Below are 20843 nucleotides of genomic sequence, written 5' to 3'. Positions count from 1 at the left end.
TATGTGGTGATTATATCACTCATACCCATTGGGGTTCTTAGACTGCCAACGCCAATGATCTTCAACCATACGCTTCAAATCATGTTGAGCTTCCCACCCAAGAGCCTTCTCACTGAATGTAGGATCCGCATAACATTCGGCTATATCACCAGGGCGTCTTTCATCAATTTCATAAGGTACATCTTGACTAGAGGCTTCTGCAAAAGCCTTTACGACTTCAAGCACAGAATAACCATTACCCGTGCCAATATTATAGGGTTTACAGCCATGCCCTTCCTGTAACACAGAAAGAGCCTTTAAATGCGCATCAGCCAAATCCTCAACATGGATATAGTCACGTACACCAGTACCATCATGGGTTGGATAATCACCACCGAACACACTGAGTTTGTCACGCTTACCTACTGCAACTTGTGCAACATAAGGCATTAAATTATTCGGAATGCCCGATGGATCTTCTCCAATTAAACCACTCTCATGAGCACCAACAGGGTTAAAGTAGCGCAAAAGAGCAATCTGCCAACGCGGGTCAGATACTGACAGGTCACGTAGAATGTTTTCTACCATCAGCTTTGATTGACCATAAGGGTTGGTTGCTGACAAAGGGAAATGCTCAAGAATGGGCACCGTATGCGGATCGCCATATACCGTTGCAGAAGAACTAAATACAAGATTGGAGCAACCAGCATTAGACATTGCCTCGAAGAGGTTCAGTGACCCTTCAACGTTGTTTTGATAGTAAAGCATTGGCTTTTCAACAGACTCGCCAACCGCTTTCAAACCTGCGAAGTGAATAACAGAATGAATATCATAATCTTGAAAAATTTGATTGAGAAGAGAAGCATCTCTGATGTCACCTTCAACAAAAAGTGGCTTATTGCCGGTGATTTTCTCTACTCGATCAAACACCACAGCACTACTGTTACAGAGATTATCAAGAATGACTACATCTTGGCTTGCAGTTAACAGCTGAACCACTGTGTGAGAACCAATATAACCAGCGCCGCCAGTAACTAAAACAGCCATGGAATAACCTCTAAAATGTTATCTTATTCTTAAAAACATTAAAAAAGAAAATAGGTATACCAATCAAGTACCTTTTACTTAAACGCTTTGGTTCCTTAATCAATCTGTAAAGCCATTCAAAGCCTAGACGCTGAAGCAACATAGGAGCTCTATCGAATTTTCCTCCTAGAAAATCAAAAATAGCACCCCCACAAATTATTATAGTATTGCCACTAGAGTTAGATTTTAATAGTCTTGCGATTTTTTCTTGCTTTGGCATACCCATCCCCAAAACAACAATATTGACTTTACCCGGCGATGCATGTTCATTAAAATTATCTAAATAATCAGTATCAGGTAAGAAACCATCTAAAAGATGAATTCCTGATGTATCGAAAAGAGCCGAAGCACCAACTGTAAGCCATGGATCAGAAGTACCATAAGCAAAAAAAACAATATCACAATTGGCATTTGATTTGATGAAGGAAATAATGTGAGGTATATAATCGGTGCCATTCAGATTAGCTCCAGGATTTAAACCAAAGTACTTACAGGCAAGTTCAATACCTTTACCATCTCTAAAAATAACATCCAAATCATTAAATGAATTAAAGATATTTTCATCATTGCAAATCAAGTTATAACCATGCTGATTAAGAAAGCCTAAAGAAGTAGGCTTATTTTTTTTTAATAAGCAAGCAAGAAAATCATCAACATCACTTGAAGAAATTAATAACAAGTTATCAAGTTTCAAATCATCACCTGTATTTGATAAGTTGTGCTGGAACACCACCTACTACTGTAAAGGGCTCCACATCTTTTGTAACAACAGAACCAGCAGCAATAATAGACCCTTCACCTATTCTGAGACCGTGCAGAATAATTACATTACGCCCAATCCAGACATCATCCTCAATAACAGGATTACTATTTAAAATCATAGCCTGCTTAATCATTGGTGAAGACTTATCTTTGTAACCATGAGAGTTGTTCAAAATAGAAGTACCAGGCGCTATCATCACATAGTCCCCAATAGTTGCACCTTGAATGAAGACCTTCTCGTTTATATGGCAATGCTTACCTATTTTTAAATTCTTACCATTTGAAATATACACATTATCTTCGAATATTGATTCTTTATGATACTCCATAATATTTAGGACTTTACTTACATACCAGACCCTAAAAGAATTAAAAATAGAAATAAATTTTGTATTAGGTAGCTTTGAAACAATCAAATAATAAAAAACTAAAGCAAGCTGATTAATCATGATTAGTCATACCTTCGTACATCTTAATAAGCTTCCCTACGACTTCTTTATTAGAAAGACCTAAGTTCAAAACCCTTTCTCTACGTTTACCTAAGCTTCCAGAGTACTCATTAAGCGATTGATAAACTTTATCGGCAATTACTTCTGGATCGTCGCATACTTCAAATATCGCTGTGCTTGGAGTACTCCCCAAAATAGACTTAACATCACCTACATTACTACTAACTACTGGTAAATCACAGCTCAAAGCTTCTTTAACGGCTTGAGGAGAACCCTCACTGATAGATGTCATAAGGAGCGCTGATGAACAATTAAAAGCATCCTTAACTCCACTTCTAGTTAAGCCATCTAAAATCACTATTTCTACCGGTTCATATTTTTTTATATATGACTCAATAACATTTTTAAAGAGCGAGAAATTCTTTACAGATCTATCTGGGTTTCCTGGAAACACAATTTGTGTTTTATGCTTTCTGAGATCTTTTTCTTCAGGAACAAAAAAGTCCGTATCAACGCCACACGGAACGATCTGATAATCACTTCTATAACTATTTACAACACTGTTCATTTCTTCATTTAAAGTGATAACAACACCAACTTTTTTTAATATCCTTTTTGTTAGAAACACCTGGATATTCTTACCCTGTTTATCAAGGATATCACCACCATGAAGTGTCAAAACTACGTTTCTCCATTTTTTAAATGGAACAAGTAAAGTAAACAATGCACTCAAGCCATAATGAGCATGAACAACATCATAATTTCCGAAAATAATTTTGAACAAGACTCTCAAAGAGCCAAAAAGATAATGAAACTTTGACTTAAAACCATTTATAACAAACAAATCACAAAATACAGATTTATTTTTATTCATTTCTTCAAATTGTTCTTTAACAAAAATCCCTGCATATTTAAAATCTGGATTTCTATCCGGATACATATTAGATACAATTAGAACTCTCAATTTAAACTCCTTAAATTACGCTTATGCCTTACTTTCATCAAAGAAGAGTAAACAAAGAAAAATAAAACAAAAGATAACTGCTTAGTAAAAAACATATTCTGATAAACCAATGAAAACACCATCAACATAAGAATTGACAATGAAAAAAGGTTCTCATAATTACACTCTTTGAGCATAATACGAAACAACATAATTAGGAGAACAGTAACCAAAAAAACAGTTCCAACAACTCCGAAATCCAAAAGAAATTGAAATAACTGAATTCTGGTACCTTGATTCAACAAAGTATTCCGAAGTTCATAAGCGATTACACCAAGTCTATCCCCACCATCTCCAACATATTCAGCCCCTAGACCATAGCCAAACATCCAATTAAAAAAATCAGAGCTTGATAAAATTTCGTATGCAACATGCAGCCGAAAAAATCTAGGAACATCTTTATGCATTTCAGTATAATCAAAAAGATAAGAATCCAGATACGCCGAATCAAACACATCTGAAAAAGGGTAACCATATAGACTGTAATAAACTTCGTCTAGAGCCGAGGAAACTATAACACTTAACAAAAGAACTAAAATCACATGATAGACTTTTATTCGCATAGTGAATATTAACAAAGCCACCAGCATCAAAGGAAACAAAACAAACGTAATTTTGGTTTCATTAAGAAACACAGGAATAAAAAGCAACCAACGCCAGCCAACGCTATAAAAACCTTTTTCAACGATAAATGTCGTTACATAAGCTATTAGTAAAAAACTGTATAAACTACTACTTTTAGGACCAAAAAGCCCAGTTATGTCATCTTGATGACTAACAGTAAAGAACTGAAATAATGCTAATGGTACTGAAGCAACAAGCAAAATTAGAATATGCCGCTTCACAAAGTCCATATGATTTTGTAAAAGACATGCAAGAACAATAAAAAGAAATAAGTTTTTAATATTTTTAAGCGACAGTATTATGACCGTTATACTTACCCCTTCAAAATAAGCAATCAGTATCGAAAAAACAATCAAAGCAGGAATACACAACAAGATAAGATCAAATTCAACAATACGATGCTTAAACTGCAAAAGGCATACACCAAGCATAAGAAAAAAAACAGCATCATCTAATATATTAACGCCTGGTATTGGTATAATCGAACTTAAAAAAGGCGTATAAAAGCAAGCTAGTACATAAAACTTAAAAACATTATCTAATAGATAACCTTTATAAATATATAAACCCGAAGAAGCATAGCTCACGGTATTACCCCTGCTTATATAAAGACTTAAGCTTATTAATACAAGTCTTTATATGTGAAGCATAATAAGCGCTAATGTAATTAAACAGGTACACCCTATCAATTAATTTAATTTTGCTTCGGTAACGTTTAAAAACCTGATGCAATTCCTTGAAGTCATTCTTGGAATACAAAACTAAACTTTTGAGAGCCTCAGCTAAGTATCTAGCATTTTCATCATCAGTCATTTCAACTGAATGCTTTTCATAAAAGCCCTTAAAAGAAGAAACAGAAGGAGATCTAATAGCACCAACTTCCCAATAAACATTGACTGTTATATCTTCTTTATAATGCCACCCATGTGCATTATTTACGCTGACGAAAAAATCATAATCTTGACTCCGCTTGAGTGATTCATCCCAACTAGCAGAAAAAAAGACACTTTTATCAAGAAAAAATGATGATGTTTGAGCAACACCTCTATTGGTTCCAAAAAGAAAGCTATACGCACTTTCATCTTCTATTTGCCGTGATTTTTTTTCTTGTACTGAAAGACCATCATGAAGCTTGCAGCCTGAATAAATTGCTTTAACGTTCGATTCTTTTATACAATTTAAACATGATTCTAGGTGAGCTTTATCCCACCAATCATCTGAGTCTAAATATGCTATATATTGACCACTACTTAGACTAATTCCATAGTTTCTAGCACAATTAGCATTATCGCATATATCCATATACACATGCTTTATTCTCTCGTCGTCTAAATTAAAAACCAGCGAAGAAACAACATTTTTATTATGCGAATTATTTTCTACGATAATAATTTCAATACTGTCCTCAATGATTTGTTCCAAAGCACTATTGATGCATCGAAGCAAGCCCTCGGTACGATCAGTACAAGGAATAACCACTGAAACCAATATGTTATTATTCATAATATTAACCTTGAAAATGCCTATGGAGTAAAGACGTCAAGTCTCCATTTAATTTTAACAAGTTAAAGTCATTCTCTATTTTCTCTCTCGCTTTTTTAACTATAACTTTACGATGTTCGTAATCGAGCTTTTCAAAAGCATATCTCAGCGATTCTGATAGTTCATTTGGATTATACTCTTCTACCAAAAATCCTGTCTTTTTATTACTAATCAACTCAGATATTCCAGAATGATTGGTACTAAAAGTTAACAATCCCGACGCCATGGCCTCCATTAGTACGACTGGTATACCTTCCATATCCCCATTAGCTGCGGTAACACTAGGAAGAACAAAAGCATCGGCCAAAAGTAATTTTTTCGATACATCACCAGATGCTAAAGGTCCTGTCAAATTAACGCGCCCTCTAATACCTAACTTATCTACCAGATTAACTATTTCATTTTTAAGAGGCCCATCTCCTACTAGAGTCAACTGGTACTTATTTGGCAATTTCGCCAAGGCATTCAATAGTACAAAAATCCCTTTTTTTTCTACAAAGCGACATACACAAATCAAACTAATTGTATTAGATATTTCTGATCTATACTTAAAATTAAAGTCTCTAACATCCACCCCCATATGATGCACATGAATCTTATTTTCTGCGCAACCCATTGTCATTAACCTTTTGGCCCAGTATTTACTAATTGGCAACATAAGATCACCAACTGCAAATAATGTTTCATAGTTATTTTTTTCTTTTTCTAATTCTTTCTTTACCGAAATATCATATCCATGAAAAACAGTAAGTATTTTAACGTCCCGTACAACTTTCAAATACTTCAATCTTGCTAGCCTTGCTCCAACTGGGCCGAAGTGACATATAACAGGACCTGAAATATTCTCAAAGCTACGAGCTAGCATATAGTCCTTTACACTGACTTTCCTAAGCCACCCTAGCCGCCTCCAATTAAAAAGAAATATATCTAATATCATTGCGATTATTACACTGTAAATTTTCGATAGCTTTGATACACCACCAAATACAGTTTCTGTTTTAGATATTAAATCATGCTTTGAAACCCAAGGGTGTTTCAAACCACTTTTCATTGGTACATTTGCAATAATTTTTACGTCAAACCCTGATTCAACCATAGATGCCACTTGGTTCAATACAAATGTTTCAGACAATACAGGAAAGCCTTCTACAAAAAAGGTTATTTTCTTCATGCCGCGTCATCCCTTTTAATTTTTACTAAGCGCACTGTACCAATACTTAAACCCATCGACTTTACCAATAAACTTATAAAATAAAGCACACAGAGCAACATTAACCACCAACACAACAACAATAGACAATTCTTTTAATTCAAAACCTATAAACTCATAATTTACAGCAATACCCAAAAAGGAAATAGCCAGAGCACAAAAAACACTTAAATAATAATCAAAAAAAACTACAGGATAATTCCCCCAATGAAAAAAAATGTATAAACCAAATGTCAACACCAACTGAAATATAACCATACACCACAAAAAGTAATAGAACCCTTGAAGTGAAAAAATATACATCATTACTGGATAAACAATAAATACAAATAGATTCCAATAAAACTCTCTACCTACCTTACCTATTGATTGGAGGTAAAAACCATTTATCATTCCATAGCTACGAATCATATAATAAAGAGATAGAATCACAATAACTTCAGAAACATTAGAATCATAACCATATAATATTTCAACAATACAAATAGACATTATTGAAACACTACTATATGTTAGCGTATTAATTAAAATAATTATTAAATTAGATTTATTGAAAATCTCTTTTCTTACATCTAAATCATTCTTTACCTTTGACATCAATGGCAATATCACCTTTCCATATAAAGGCCCTAATACTGCCGGAATCTTACCTATCAGATCACGCGCCAATGAATATATACCTAGCTGTTCAATTCCAAACATTCTCCCTATGATGAAAATATCTATATACATATTCACGTAATTCAAAAATTGACCACCAAACTGAAATTTACAATAATCATAGGCCTCGTTTATTATTGATAAATCAACTCCCTTGCTAATTTTATATTCTCTAGGCAACCAAAAGTACATCAACATAATTTTCGAGGCACTAGCCAACACTATTCCCCAAGCAATTGACAAAGCACCATATTCAAATAGCATAAGAGTTACAGAAAGTATAAATCCTAGCGTTTTACTTAATACATCAGCTACAGCCAAAGTTGATAGCATTTGCTTCAAAACTAAAATAGATTGAAATTGAGAAATCATAGGTGATAGCAAAAAACTCATTGAGTAAATAACTATCACTTCTTTAAGCCCTTCTGCCAAAAAAAAGTCTTCTATAAAATGCGCTGCCACAAATACAATACTAAAGACAACACAAGACACTATGAAAGTTATTACTAATAATGCATTAAGTTCTTTCCGACTTAAATCACGTTTATATATAACAAAAGTAGCAAGCCCTGAATCTATAAATAATGTAGACAGAGCAAGAATCGCTCCACAAATTGAAATAATTCCTAATTCAGAAGTTTCAAGAATACGTGCAGACACTGCAAGCAAACACAATTGAATCCCAACGATATAAATCGATGAGAACGCAGTCAAACCAATACCTTTAATCATTTACACATAAAAACATTAAGATACATAATATAAATACTTTACTTAAATCTAGTCACTACCAAATAAGTCTCGCGTATATATTTTTTCAATCACATCTTCAATTTCAGGCACAACTCTATTAGCAACGATGACATCAACTCTTTTTTTGAATTCTGCCAGATCCGGAATAACCTCTGAACCAAAAAAAGAATCGTCTTCCAACACTGGTTCATAAACAACAACCTTAACCCCTTTCGCCTTGATTCTCTTCATAATTCCCTGAATCGAAGAAGCTCTAAAATTATCAGAACCCGCTTTCATGATTAGGCGATAAATCCCTACCACTTTGGGCTGTCTATTTAAAATTGAAAATGCGATATGATCTTTACGGGTTGTATTTGCATCTACAATGGCTTTAATCAGGTTATTCGGAACATCTTCAAAATTCCTGAGCAGCTGCTTTGTATCTTTTGGCAGACAATACCCGCCATAACCAAAGGACGGATTGTTATAATGATTTCCGATACGCGGGTCTAAGCCCACACCTTCAATGATCTGCTTTGTATCGAGGCCATGTGTTTCTGCATAGGTATCTAGCTCATTAAAGTAAGAAACTCGCATAGCCAGGTAAGTATTTGAAAAGAGTTTGACTGCTTCTGCTTCGGTCGATTCTGTTAAAAGTACCGGTATTTCCTCTTTAACAGCGCCCTGCATTAACAAATTGGCAAACACCTGTGCACGCTCCGACTTTTCACCGACGATGATCCGTGATGGATGAAGATTGTCGTAAAGCGCTTTGCCTTCTCTTAAGAATTCCGGTGAAAAAATTATGTTAGTGCAGCAGTATTTCTGTTTCACTCTCTTGGTAAAGCCAACGGGTACCGTGGATTTGATTACCATTACTGCCGTTGGGTTTATTTGAGTTACATCTTTTATAACACTCTCGACAGATGAGGTATCGAAGTAATTTGTCTCGGGGTCATAATCCGTAGGCGTGGCAATAATGACAAATCTGGCATTTTCATATGCGCTTTTTTTATCAATCGTCGCTTTGAAATTGAGCTCACGGTTTTGTAGAAAGTCCTCAATCTCAGCATCGACAATGGGAGAGATCTTGTCATTAAGAAGCCGTACTTTTGTTTCGATGACATCTAGGGCAACTACTTCGTTATGCTGTGCCAGCAATAATGCATTTGAAAGCCCAACATACCCTGTACCAGCTACAGCAATTTTCATTTCGTTCTTCCAAACTCTAATTAATAAATATCTTTAGATAACAGCGATAAAGGCGTCTTAATTAACACCTTGATATCTAGAGCTAGACTCCAGTTATTGATATAGGCCAGATCATACTCGACACGCTTTTCCATCTTATCGATGGTTTCAGTTTCACCACGATAACCGCTAATCTGAGCCAAGCCAGTTATACCTGGTTTAATTCGATGTCTTGCTAGGTACGCATTGATCTTGTCTGAGTAATAGTCGTTGTGTGCCACAGCATGTGGTCTAGGCCCAACCAGTGACATGGTTCCCTGAAGGACATTGATAAGTTGAGGCAGCTCATCCAGAGATGTACGACGAATGAATTTTCCTATTTCAGTGATCCGCGGGTCTTCTTTCGTTGCTTGAGTCACTTCACCTTCATTTTCTATATGAAGTTTCATACTGCGGAACTTCCACACTTTAATAACTTTTCCGTCCCAGCCATGGCGGTCCTGTTTAAAGAAAACAGGGCCTGGTGATGATTTCTTAACTTTATAAGCAACCCAGATCATAACTGGGGCAAGTAACACTAAGGCCATTGCTGCGATTGAACGGTCCATCACTTCTTTCATAATCATTGATACACGAGAAGACGTCAGCGGACTTTCATTAATAGATATGAGTGGGATACCTGCCACTTCACGTACAGAGTGGTTAATCAGATTGAGCGCAAAAATATCGGGAGCCCAAATGATATCGACATTCATATCTAATAGATCGATATTTAGACCATCGATTTGTTCTGATGCCTTCATCGGTAACGCAATGTAAATCCGGCGAATATCATGTTCTTTTATCAGTGAGCGGATATTCTCCAGCCCACCTAAAACGTTTACTCCAGAGACATTTACTGTTTCATCTTTATCAAGGCTTTTAATGCAACCTATTACCTTGTCAGGCAGCCAGCGGTTTTTATTAAGGTTATCTACCAAGTGCTCAGCAACTGAGCCAGTTCCAATAACCAAAGTCGGTAGGTGCCGTTCGAAGTTCTCTTTGTACTTTTTGGAAAAGTAGCTCACTAAACAATAAGAAATATTCTGCGCCAGCAAAATTGAGCTAGCCCAAAGCAAAAGAATTTCTCTAGAAAATGTTTCAGAAGTTTTAGTAATAAAGCCGATCAGTGAAAGTAACAGAACCATAACGGCCCAAGCACCTGTGAGCCTTAAACAACCACGCAAGTAACCGGATGATCGACGATAGACGCCACGAGAACTGTAAATAAACCAGATACAAAAGGACGCAAGTACAGCTAGTACTCGGTATGCCGCAGGAAACGCTTCCAGTTTAAATGAAGTAAACAGGTACAATAGCGCTACAGCAACGATTATGTCGGCTGATAGCTGAAAGAGCGCAACAAGCGATTCATGGTTTTTGAGTAGGCGTTTATTACGGCGATACACAGCCGTAGCACCACTATTATGGGTACTAATATCCATTAATTTATCCTTTTTTGTGCCAAACCTTCCATACTCCATGGCACTTAAGCGTATTCTAATTGTTCAGAATACATTCAGCAATCCACTTTTTTTGCAGTTGCGCAATAAACTGCTCAGAAATTAGTCTATGATTGTTATGTTTTTAGAATTGAGTTGTTATGAGCTGTAATAACAGCGCATTGTGTAGGACTTTATGCATAACGGAGTTAACTAAAATTTTGGATCATCACCTTGCAGTGCAGCATTTTTTATGCGCTTGGGTATTTTTTAGGTAGATTCTTGTGTATTGAGAATTGCACTTACTGTTTTCACAAAAGACCACTAATCGAGACGAGGGCGTCTCTCCTACAAAAGCGTATAGATCAAAAATCGAGACAAGACTTCTGTCCTACAAAAGCGCACAGATCAAAAATCTAGACAAGGCGTCTGTCCAACATATACATTCATCGAGTCGAGGGCGTCTCTCCTACAGAAACACATAGCCCTTGTAGGAGGCGCGCCTCGCGGCGATTGTTCATTTTTTCGCGACGAGGCGTCGCTCCCACAGATAGTCCAGCCCATTCAACGGCGTTTATTCATTTAAAGTACTCGGTTTTAATAAATTTATAACTTTCGATAGTTTGTTAAACCCTCTTTTCACTGTTAGAATTGAGCACAATTTCACCAGTTGTACATGGAGTGTATTCATGCATCGTTTACTTGCCTCTATAGCATTTGCAGGTCTTCTACCATTTTCAGTTGTTCAGGCGAATGTCGCCGACGATTTGGCTGCTCAACTTTCAGCGAGAGATGTTTTAAGCAACGCGCTAGAGTCATGTTTAACGTCCGAAAGCCAGACTTGTTCTGCAGCACAGCTTGATCAATTAATGTTAGATGTTGCAGCTGTCGATGTCGCACTACTTGATTCATTTGTTACAGCAGGTATTGATGCGGGTTTAAATGCAGGCGATGTTGTTCGTGCTGCAATTAAAGCGGGTGCCAACCCAGATGAGATTGCGCAAGTTGCGATTCTTGCAGGCGCTGACCCAGCGGAAGTAACTGAAGCGACTGCCGCAGGCGGACCACAAGGTCAGGGGCAAGGCCTATCTATTGCACCAGGACAAACAGGCAATGCTGTGAGCCCTCCGCCATTTGGCAATAACGCTGGCGGCGGCGGTGGTGGAAATCCCAGCGCTACTTAAGATTTCTAATCTATTTAAATAAAAGCGCCTTTAGGGGCGTTTTTTTGTGTGTTGGGATTATCGAGGCTAGACCCTCCCTCCAACAGCTTTTCGCGACGGGGCGTCGCTCCCACCAGCTTATGCGCGCCTCTCCTACATTGGGTAGAAAAAATAGCGACAGGGGCGTCGCTCCTACACTATGTGGTAATATCCCTTTTAAATTATGGAATTCTGACTGTTCAGTGTTGATGTATTTGTATGGACACACCTTCTAATAACCGCCTGTTTTACTTCTATCTGTTTATTTTAATTTGGGCACCGCTTCCCTTAGCCAGCAACCGCTTATGGTCTATGTCATTGCTGGCCACTCTAGTCTTTTCACTCTTCGGGATATGGGCTTGCAAGCTACTTAAAGAACAGGATCATTTTTCGCGACCGCTTATCAAATCTTGGCCAGCTTTAATTTTGCTCGTTTCAGCTGTGGGCTGGAGCTCCATTCAGGCTTTTGAGGCGACAAATCTTTCCATTTCCCCTAATGATAGTAATCACGATAGTTTGTTTGGCTGGGCTCTAGTTTGTTATTTCATATTAACCCTGCAGTTAATCAACTCACGCACGCGTTTAGTATTGCTAGGTTATACCCTTGTGGGAAGTGGCCTATTCCAAGCAGTGTATGGCAGTCTAATGACCCTTACTGGTTACGAGTTTACTTTCTTTATCCCCAAAGATAGCTATCAAGGTGTTTCAACAGGTACGTTTATTAACCGCAACAGCCAAGCGGGTTATCTGGTTATGTGCGTTTCGATAGGTATAGGCCTGATGATATCCACACTGAACGATGAAGGCTCTCATAGCTGGCGTGAGCGAGGTCGTCGTTGGTTAACCGCTCTTTTATCAAAGAAAATTATTCTGCGTATATCACTTCTTATAATTGTTGCTGGGTTAGTAATGACTCACTCTCGAATGGGTAATACATCATTTTTCGCCAGCCTCATGGCGATGGGGGTCTTAGGGCTTATCCTGAGTAGAAAGGCCACCCGTAGCATGATAATTCTGCTAACCAGTCTTCTTATTCTTGATGTGTTTGTGGTCGGCACCTTCTTTGGTGTTGAGAAAGTTGCTCAGCGATTACAAACCACCAGCATTGAGAAGGAATCACGTGATGAGGTAGCACTTACAACTATAGAGATGGCAAAACTACAGCCCTTCAGCGGTACTGGAGCCGGGACCTTTTACACAGCATTCCCAGAGCATCGCACTGAAGAGATCGGCCGCGGTTTTTATGTGAATACTCACAATGACTACCTTGAGTTTGTTTCAGAATTTGGCGTGATTGGTACTCTTCCTCTGGCGCTACTAATGATTGGTAGTTTAGGGGCCGGATTGTATGCACAGTACAAGCGCAGAAATAAGGTGCTGCGGGGTATGGCTTTTGGCTCTTCCATGTCGATACTGGCGATGATGATCCATGCCACCGTGGACTTTAATCTGCAAATGCCTGCCAATGCTCTGACTTTTATGGTGGTGATGGCTTTGTCTTGGATTGCGATGCTTCAGAAATCGGGAAGGAAGCGACAGAGCGGTTAGGTTATCGGTACCTGCAAGGTTTTTTCGAGGCAAGATGCCTCTCCTACAAGGTAAACTGAAGATATGTACTCTGTAGAAGGAGGATCTTGCGGCGAGGTTTTTCGAGGCGGGGCGCCTCTCCTACAAGGTAAACTGAAGATATGTGCTCTGTAGGAGGCACATCTTGTGGCGAGGGTTTCGCGACGGGGCGTCGCTCCCACAAGGCAAGCTTAAGATATGTACTCTGTAGGAGGAGCATTTGCTATGCCCCTTGGGTGCTTGCTGCGAGGTTTTTCGCGACGGGGCGTCGCTCCCACATTAGAGAGTAATTCAATACATCTAAGCGCACCGAGGTCAATCCACCAAACAAACTGTCATAGATTTATTGTATCCTATGCCTGTTAATTACCTTGGTACATTTAGATGGATACTTTAAAAGAAAGGACTCAATCTTCAGACTGGTTTGAAGATGGTCTGATGAAGCGTTTACCTGACGATTTACAAGATAGCTTTTCGCAAGAGCAGATCGATGCTTTAAAGGTTGCTTTTGGTGCCCGTAAATGGGGAAAACACCCTGTTGATATACGCGGTACCGTGAATATCTGGACTTGGCGCTACTATTTCGTATTCTTGATGGGTCGCAACCAACGTAGCCTTAGCCGCAGGGAGCGTCAGATCTCCCTGATGATGAAAACCTTTTTCCTTTTTGTGTTCCTAATGTTTTCGACAGTGATGGGATTGTTGGTTATCTACCTGTTGAAGTCCGCTGCTGGAATAGATCTATTTCCGGGATTTTCACTTGGTATTTGGGGATGGTTTAAAGGGACGTTTTTGTAGACCTGGGGTTATCGAGGTGGACAGCCTAAAGGGGGAGCAAAGCCCTATTTATAGGGCCCGTTCGAGGCGGGGGCGCCTCTCCCACAAAAACATACAGCCTTTGTAGGGGGGCGTGTCGCCACGATTTTTCGAGGCGGGAAGCCTCTCCTACAAGGTAAGGTAAGATTATTAATTAAGGTTCATCACTTTGCTTTCAGGAGCAATGACTCTCTTCTGACACTGCGGCCTCGACCAATACCGTAATATTCCAATCCATGTTTTTCTACAATTTCAGGCTCATACATATTACGACCATCAATGATGACCGGGTTATTCAGTGAATCTTTTATTAACTCAAAATCCGGTGACCAGAATGCACGCCATTCTGTACAGATAGCTAATAGATCAGCACCTTGCAAAGCACTTTCTTTAGTACCGACCAACTCAAGATCTGCACGATGGCCGTAGATTCGTTGCGCTTCTTCCATTGCTTCTGGATCGTACGCTCTTACTTTAGCGCCTTGCTCCCACAATGCCTCAATCAAAACTCGACTGGTAGCTTCACGCATATCATCGGTTTTTGGTTTAAAAGATAGCCCCCAAACAGCAATTGTTTTACCAGCTAAGTCACCATGAAAATAACGACTCACGTGCTTGAATAAGAGCGATTTCTGACGATAGTTAACCGCTTCAACAGATTTAAGTAACTGAGCGTCATAATCAATACCATCAGCCGTACGCACCAAGGCCTGAACATCTTTAGGGAAGCATGAACCACCATATCCACAGCCCGCATAGATAAAGTGATAACCGATACGCTCATCCGAACCAATCCCCTTACGAACATTTTCAATATCAGCCCCTAAACGCTCAGCAAGGTTGGATATTTCATTCATAAAACTGATTTTAGTGGCAAGCATGCAATTAGCAGCGTACTTAGTTAGCTCCGCACTACGTACATCCATAAAGATCATTCGGTCATGATTGCGGTTAAATGCTGAATAAAGTTCACGCATCTCTGTTTCTACATGACCGCTTTCTGTACCTATGACGATTCGATCTGGTCGCATACAGTCATTTACAGCAGCACCTTCTTTTAGGAACTCAGGGTTAGAGACAACATGATATTCAAGGTTTTGACTACGCGAAGCCAATACCGATGCGACTTTATCAGACACTTTGTCTGCAGTACCTACAGGCACTGTAGACTTATCTACTATAATCTTTGGCGATTCCATATACGTAGCAATCGTTTCTGCAACGGCTAACACATATTTAAGATCCGCAGAGCCATCTTCATCTGGCGGCGTTCCTACTGCGATAAACTGAATTTCAGCATGAGCAACCCCTTCTTTTGCGTCAGTCGTGTAACTCAGACGTCCTGCTTCGAAGTTACTTTGAACAATCGTCGTTAGGCCAGGCTCATAAATAGGGATAATGCCTTTTTTTAAATCGTCTACCTTATTCTGATCAACATCGACACATACTACTTCGTGCCCAACATCAGCCAGAACAGCAGCCTGAACTAAACCTACATACCCCACACCAAAAACAGTAACCTTCATGCTCTTCTCACTTTTTTAAACGAATGAGAAGACTCTATGGCCTGTTTGCTAAAGGCTTATTTCGAAGAGATGACTGATTAATGACAACAAGGCAGACAAAAAAAACGGCGACCTCCTGCACAGAGTCGCCGTTTGTTTTTCTTACCATCTTGGAAAAAATCGCCTCCAGGGAGGCGTGAGCCAAGGGAGTGGTAAATCGGTTTACAGCACCAGTCGACGAATGTCGCTTAGCAGACTGTTTAGATAAGTAAGGAATTTACCCGCATCACCACCATTAATAGCGCGATGATCGTAAGATAAGCATAGAGGCAGCATCTTACGTGGTTCGAATTCTTTACCATTCCAGCGTGGTTCGATATCGGCTTTAGACACACCCAAAATCGCTACTTCTGGAGCATTAACGATTGGCGTAAAGCCAGTACCACCAATGCCACCTAGGCTAGAGATTGTGAAGCATGCACCCTGCATTTCATCAGGTTTAAGCTTACGATCTTTAGCTTTACCAGCTAACTCGATCGCTTCCTTAGAAAGCTCGTAGATACTCTTCTTATCTGCGTCCTTAATGACAGGGACCATCAGACCGTTCGGCGTATCTACTGCCATACCGATGTTTACATATTTCTTGTAAACAATGTGTTCACCATCTGCATGAAGTGATGCGTTAAACTTCGGATGTGCTTTCAGCGCAATCGCGATCGCTTTCAGCATGAATGGCAACGGTGTCAGCTTAACGCCAGACTTCGCAGCTTCATCCTTCATATCTTTACGGAACGCTTCCAGCTCGGTGATATCAGCCTTATCGAACTGAGTCACGTGTGGAATGTTCAACCAGCAGCGGCTCATGTTGTCGCGAGTAACTTTAGCTATTTTGCTTAGCTTCTCAACTTCAATTTCACCAAACTTGCTGAAATCTACTTCTGGAATAGCAGGGATACCTGAACCGCCCGTTACCGCACCGCCTTTAGGCGCTTCAGCTAGCTGCTTAAGCGCACCTTTAACGTATGCTTGGACATCTTCTTTAAGAACTCGACCACGACGACCTGTACCAGATACAAGCGACAGATCAACACCGAACTCACGGGCAACAGCACGAACAGCTGGGCCAGCATGAACTGTTTTGTTCTTCTTCTCTAGCGCAGCAAGATCCACTTTACCCGCAGCAGGAGCAGCTTTAGCCGGGGCTGGAGCAGCAGGCGCAGGTGCTGCCGGAGATGCAGCGGGTGCAGCGGCTGGCGCTACACCACCTGCTACCTCAAGCTCCATCAATAGGTCGCCTTCGTTTACTGTATCGCCTTCATTGATCTTAATGGAAACAACCACACCACCTTTTGGCGATGGTACTTCCATTGATGCTTTGTCTGTTTCTAAAACAATGATGCTATCGCCTTCAGCAACCGTATCACCATCCTTCACAAGCACTTCAACAACATCAACGTCTGAAGCACCTGACAGATCAGGAATCAGAACATTTTCTTTGCCGCCTGCAACAGGAGCAGGAGCAGGAGCAGCTTCAGTTTCCTGAGCTGGCGCGGCAGCAGGTGCAGCTTCGACGCTAGAAGCACCTCCTACACTCAATTCCATCAGAAGATCACCTTCGTTAACTTGATCGTCAACATTGATCTTCATAGAAACCACCACACCGCTTTTAGGTGCTGGTACTTCCATCGATGCTTTATCTGTTTCCAGTACGATCAGGCTATCGCCTTCAGATACTGTATCACCGTCTTTTACTAGTACTTCAACAACATCTACATCAGTTGCACCGGAAAGATCCGGAATCAGTACATTTTCAACTGCAGAAACTGCTGCAGGAGCGGCACTAGGTGCAGCAACAGGCGCAGACGCTTCAGGCGCGGTTGCCGTTTCTACAGGGGCAGGCACAGCTTCAGCACCCGCTCCAGTATCCAAATCAATAAGGACATCGCCTTCATTGACTTGATCATCGACATTAATTTTAACCGCAACGACTACACCTGATTCGGTAGACGGTACTTCCATAGATGCTTTGTCTGTTTCCAGAACAATCAAGCTATCGCCTTCGCTAATAGAATCACCGGCATTAACCAGCACTTCTACTACATCAACATCAGTTGAGCCTGATAAGTCAGGAACTGTAATTGTGATAATACTCACTATAAATCCTCCAGTTCTAAGCCGTTAAGAAGTTCAACGCAGACTAAACAGTCCACGGTGCCGGTTTAGCCGGGTTAATGTTGAACTTCTGCATGGCTTTAGCGACTTCAGCGCCTTCAACCTTGCCCTCTTCCTGTAGTGCTTTAAGCGCTGCTATTACGACGTAGTAGCGATTAACTTCGAAGAATTCACGTAACTTAGTACGCGTATCTGAACGGCCATAACCATCCGTACCCAGTACTTTAAAGTTGCCAGGGATAAATTCACGCAGCTGATCTGCATAAGAACGCATATAATCAGTTGAAGCGATAACCGGCATAGAACCGCGGCTTTCGATACACTGAGTAACGTAAGCTTTCTTAGGTTCAGCTTCCGGATTTAGCATATTTTCACGCGCTACCGTCAGTGCTTCACGACGTAGCTCGTTGATTGAAGTCGTGCTCCAGATATCAGATTCGATACCGTAATCATCACGCAGAATTTCAGCAGCTGCCTCAACTTCACGCAAGATCGTGCCACACCCCATAAGCTGAACTTTCTTCTCAGCATCTTTACCTTCTTTAAGAAGATACATACCTTTGATGATGCCTTCTTCAGCACCTTGCGGCATTGCTGGGTGGTGGTAGTTTTCATTCATTGTTGTGATGTAATAGAAGCGGTTTTCCTGCTCCTGATACATACGGCGCATACCATCCTGAACAATCACAGCCAATTCATAGCCGTAAGTTGGATCGTAAGATACACAGTTAGGAATCATCTGAGCCATCAGGTGACTATGACCGTCCTGATGCTGCAGACCTTCACCATTCAATGTTGTACGGCCGGACGTAGCACCAATTAGGAAGCCACGTGCCTGCATGTCACCCGCAGCCCACGCCAAATCCATGATGCGTTGGAAACCAAACATTGAGTAGTAGATGTAGAACGGAACCATGGTGCAGTTGTTGTTAGCATATGAGGTGGCCGCAGCCATCCATGCCGACATAGCACCCGCTTCGTTGATACCCTCTTCCAGAATCTGACCCGTTTTAGATTCTTTGTAGAACATAATCTGATCAGAATCATGAGGCACATAACGCTGGCCTTCAGAGGTATATATACCCAACTGGCGGAACATACCTTCCATACCAAAAGTACGTGCTTCATCAGGCACGATTGGCACAACGCGCTCACCCATATTTTTGTCTTTAACAATCGTGCTCATCACACGGTTAAGAACCATCTGGGTAGACGATGCACGCTTGCCGCTATCTTTAAGCTGACCATCAAAGTCTGATAGTGGCGGCGTTTCAAGCTTTTCAAATTCGGTACGACGTACAGGGTAGAAACCACCCAATTTTTCACGTCGCTCGAACATATACTTCATTTCAGGAGAATCAGGTGAAGGACGGTAGTATGGCACTTCCTTCAGCTGATCATCAGACAATGGAATATTAAAATTATCACGGAAGTCTTTCAGATCATCGATAGCCACTTTCTTCATCGAGTGAGTATCGTTTTTCGCTTCGCCCGATTTACCCGTACCGTAACCTTTAACAGTTTGCGCTAGGATAACCGTTGGCTGACCTTTGTGGTTTACGGCTTCATTATATGCTGCATAGACTTTGTATGGGTCATGACCGCCACGGTTCAGCTTCATGATATCGTCGTCGGACAAATCAGCTACTAGCTCAAGAAGCTCTGGGTATTTACCAAAGAAATGTTCACGCGTGTATGCGCCGCCATTTGCTTTGTAGTTTTGTAGCTCACCATCACACACTTCATCAAAGCGTTTTTGAAGAAGACCTTTAGTATCTTTTTCGAACAGGGCGTCCCAATGACGACCCCACAGACATTTGATAACGTTCCAACCTGCGCCGCGGAAGATACCTTCAAGCTCCTGAACAATCTTGCCGTTACCACGAACAGGACCATCAAGGCGTTGAAGGTTACAGTTAACTACGAAAATCAGGTTTTCAAGCTGCTCACGACCCGCAAGAGAGATAGCACCGAGAGATTCCGGCTCATCACACTCACCATCACCTAGGAACGCCCAAACTTTACGATCACCACGATCAATAAGATCGCGCGCGGAAAGATAACGCATTACATGTGCTTGGTAGATCGCCTGAATTGGCCCCAAGCCCATAGATACGGTTGGGAACTGCCAGAAATCAGGCATTAGCCATGGGTGTGGATAAGAAGAAAGACCATTACCATCAACTTCTCGACGGTAATTATCCATCTGCTCTTCAGTCAAACGACCTTCCAGATAGGCACGGGAATAGATACCCGGTGAAATATGACCCTGGAAGAAGATCATGTCAGATTCTTGACCTTCGTTACCACGGAAAAAATAGTTAAAACCGATATCGTAAAGCGTTGCAGAAGAGGAGAAAGAGGAGATGTGACCGCCTAGGCCATCCTCATTATCGTTAGCACGCATAACCATTGCCATTGCGTTCCAACGAATGAAAGAACGAATCCGGCGCTCCATAAACAGGTCGCCTGGCATACGTGCTTCATCTTTAACAGAAATAGTATTGCGGTAAGGTGTTGTCAGCGCGGATGCAGAATCAACACCCATATCATTCGCTTTTTCACCTAACTTACGCAGTAAATATTTGGCACGATCGTCGCCATCATTCTTTGCAACCGATTCCAGCGCATCCAACCACTCTTGGGTTTCAATTGGATCAACGTCATCAATAATGTCTTGCACTTTGACCTCTCCACTCTAAAAAGTTAACGCAGCATATATTTTTTGTATTCTGATCTTTGTTAACCAAACCAACTTGTTACATTAAAAGTAGCAGCTGAATGACTAAACAGACCTTATAATATTCTTCTTGTAGTAATACTACATTTATTTTAGTACTTATGTCTATATTTATACCCA

General features: G+C 40.4%; 15 protein-coding genes and 1 pseudogene. 3 read left to right on the top strand and 13 right to left on the bottom strand.

Annotated elements, in window-relative coordinates; translation table 11 throughout:
• Positions 1–15 precede the first annotated feature (15 nt).
• From galE to ACMXYV_RS03470, 10 genes and pseudogenes are all read right to left on the bottom strand, one after another.
• A complete protein-coding gene (galE, locus tag ACMXYV_RS03515; protein ID WP_415890393.1) occupies positions 16–1026 on the bottom strand; it encodes a UDP-glucose 4-epimerase GalE in 1011 nt (336 codons plus the stop codon).
• Between the two features lie 10 nt (positions 1027–1036).
• Complete coding sequence (locus ACMXYV_RS03510; RefSeq protein WP_415890392.1) at positions 1037–1759, bottom strand: WecB/TagA/CpsF family glycosyltransferase; 723 nt, start codon at positions 1757–1759, stop codon at positions 1037–1039.
• 7 nt (positions 1760–1766) lie between these two features.
• Positions 1767–1922, bottom strand: a pseudogene (locus tag ACMXYV_RS03505) (DapH/DapD/GlmU-related protein); the annotation flags it as partial.
• 346 nt (positions 1923–2268) lie between these two features.
• Entirely contained in the window at positions 2269–3240 is a 972-nt protein-coding gene (locus tag ACMXYV_RS03500) for a glycosyltransferase (RefSeq protein ID WP_415890391.1), read from the bottom strand.
• Positions 3237–4490, bottom strand: coding sequence for a hypothetical protein (locus tag ACMXYV_RS03495; RefSeq protein WP_415890390.1), 1254 nt, complete (start codon positions 4488–4490; stop codon positions 3237–3239). The genes ACMXYV_RS03500 and ACMXYV_RS03495 overlap by 4 nt, the downstream gene beginning before the upstream one ends.
• 4 nt (positions 4491–4494) lie before the next feature.
• Positions 4495–5406 carry a glycosyltransferase family 2 protein gene (locus ACMXYV_RS03490; RefSeq protein WP_415890389.1) on the bottom strand — a complete coding sequence of 304 codons (912 nt, stop codon included), beginning with the start codon at positions 5404–5406 and terminating at the stop codon, positions 4495–4497.
• Between the two features lie 4 nt (positions 5407–5410).
• Entirely contained in the window at positions 5411–6616 is a 1206-nt protein-coding gene (locus tag ACMXYV_RS03485; RefSeq protein WP_415890388.1) for a glycosyltransferase, read from the bottom strand.
• Positions 6617–6631: 15 nt separating this feature from the next.
• Positions 6632–8047 (bottom strand): oligosaccharide flippase family protein, encoded by a 1416-nt coding sequence (locus tag ACMXYV_RS03480; protein WP_415890387.1) that lies wholly within the window; start codon positions 8045–8047, stop codon positions 6632–6634.
• Between the two features lie 48 nt (positions 8048–8095).
• Entirely contained in the window at positions 8096–9262 is a 1167-nt protein-coding gene (locus ACMXYV_RS03475; RefSeq protein WP_415890386.1) for a nucleotide sugar dehydrogenase, read from the bottom strand.
• 20 nt (positions 9263–9282) lie between these two features.
• The gene (locus ACMXYV_RS03470; RefSeq protein WP_415890385.1) at positions 9283–10725 is read right to left on the bottom strand and encodes an undecaprenyl-phosphate glucose phosphotransferase; all 1443 of its coding nucleotides are present in this window, start codon (positions 10723–10725) and stop codon (positions 9283–9285) included.
• Between the two features lie 686 nt (positions 10726–11411).
• Here ACMXYV_RS03470 and ACMXYV_RS03465 point away from each other — a divergent pair.
• The 3 genes from ACMXYV_RS03465 to ACMXYV_RS03455 all read left to right on the top strand — a co-directional run bounded on the left by ACMXYV_RS03465 (position 11412) and on the right by ACMXYV_RS03455 (position 14288).
• A complete protein-coding gene (locus ACMXYV_RS03465) occupies positions 11412–11906 on the top strand; it encodes a hypothetical protein (RefSeq protein WP_415890384.1) in 495 nt (164 codons plus the stop codon).
• Positions 11907–12569: 663 nt separating this feature from the next.
• Entirely contained in the window at positions 12570–13472 is a 903-nt protein-coding gene (locus ACMXYV_RS03460; RefSeq protein ID WP_415890383.1) for an O-antigen ligase family protein, read from the top strand.
• Between the two features lie 402 nt (positions 13473–13874).
• The gene (locus tag ACMXYV_RS03455; protein ID WP_415890382.1) at positions 13875–14288 is read left to right on the top strand and encodes a 3-phosphoshikimate 1-carboxyvinyltransferase; all 414 of its coding nucleotides are present in this window, start codon (positions 13875–13877) and stop codon (positions 14286–14288) included.
• A 182-nt stretch (positions 14289–14470) separates the two neighbouring features.
• On the opposite strand, the gene ACMXYV_RS03450 is transcribed toward ACMXYV_RS03455, so the two are convergent.
• From ACMXYV_RS03450 to aceE, 3 genes are all read right to left on the bottom strand, one after another.
• Complete coding sequence (locus ACMXYV_RS03450; RefSeq protein ID WP_415890381.1) at positions 14471–15832, bottom strand: UDP-glucose dehydrogenase family protein; 1362 nt, start codon at positions 15830–15832, stop codon at positions 14471–14473.
• A gap of 201 nt (positions 15833–16033) precedes the next feature.
• On the bottom strand, positions 16034–17965 hold the full coding sequence (gene aceF / locus ACMXYV_RS03445) for a dihydrolipoyllysine-residue acetyltransferase (RefSeq protein ID WP_415890380.1): 1932 nt from the start codon (positions 17963–17965) through the stop codon (positions 16034–16036).
• A gap of 43 nt (positions 17966–18008) precedes the next feature.
• Positions 18009–20666: a pyruvate dehydrogenase (acetyl-transferring), homodimeric type gene (aceE, locus tag ACMXYV_RS03440; RefSeq protein WP_415890379.1), complete on the bottom strand. Its 2658-nt coding sequence runs from the start codon at positions 20664–20666 to the stop codon at positions 18009–18011.
• Between the last annotated feature and the right edge of the window lie 177 nt (positions 20667–20843).

This window comes from Neptuniibacter sp. SY11_33 (assembly GCF_047778025.1).
Taxonomy (GTDB): domain Bacteria; phylum Pseudomonadota; class Gammaproteobacteria; order Pseudomonadales; family Balneatricaceae; genus Neptuniibacter.
Note: the sequence above shows the minus strand (reverse complement) of the source record. Positions and strands in the feature narration are given on the sequence as shown.

Coding starts and splice junctions, on each gene's coding strand:
- galE (WP_415890393.1), bottom strand. CDS start 1,026: ATGGCTGTTTTAGTTACTGGCGGCGCTGGTTATATTGGTTCTCACACA.
- ACMXYV_RS03490 (WP_415890389.1), bottom strand. CDS start 5,406: ATGAATAATAACATATTGGTTTCAGTGGTTATTCCTTGTACTGATCGT.
- ACMXYV_RS03485 (WP_415890388.1), bottom strand. CDS start 6,616: ATGAAGAAAATAACCTTTTTTGTAGAAGGCTTTCCTGTATTGTCTGAA.
- ACMXYV_RS03480 (WP_415890387.1), bottom strand. CDS start 8,047: ATGATTAAAGGTATTGGTTTGACTGCGTTCTCATCGATTTATATCGTT.
- ACMXYV_RS03475 (WP_415890386.1), bottom strand. CDS start 9,262: ATGAAAATTGCTGTAGCTGGTACAGGGTATGTTGGGCTTTCAAATGCA.
- ACMXYV_RS03470 (WP_415890385.1), bottom strand. CDS start 10,725: ATGGATATTAGTACCCATAATAGTGGTGCTACGGCTGTGTATCGCCGT.
- ACMXYV_RS03465 (WP_415890384.1), top strand. CDS start 11,412: ATGCATCGTTTACTTGCCTCTATAGCATTTGCAGGTCTTCTACCATTT.
- ACMXYV_RS03460 (WP_415890383.1), top strand. CDS start 12,570: ATGACCCTTACTGGTTACGAGTTTACTTTCTTTATCCCCAAAGATAGC.
- ACMXYV_RS03455 (WP_415890382.1), top strand. CDS start 13,875: ATGGATACTTTAAAAGAAAGGACTCAATCTTCAGACTGGTTTGAAGAT.
- ACMXYV_RS03450 (WP_415890381.1), bottom strand. CDS start 15,832: ATGAAGGTTACTGTTTTTGGTGTGGGGTATGTAGGTTTAGTTCAGGCT.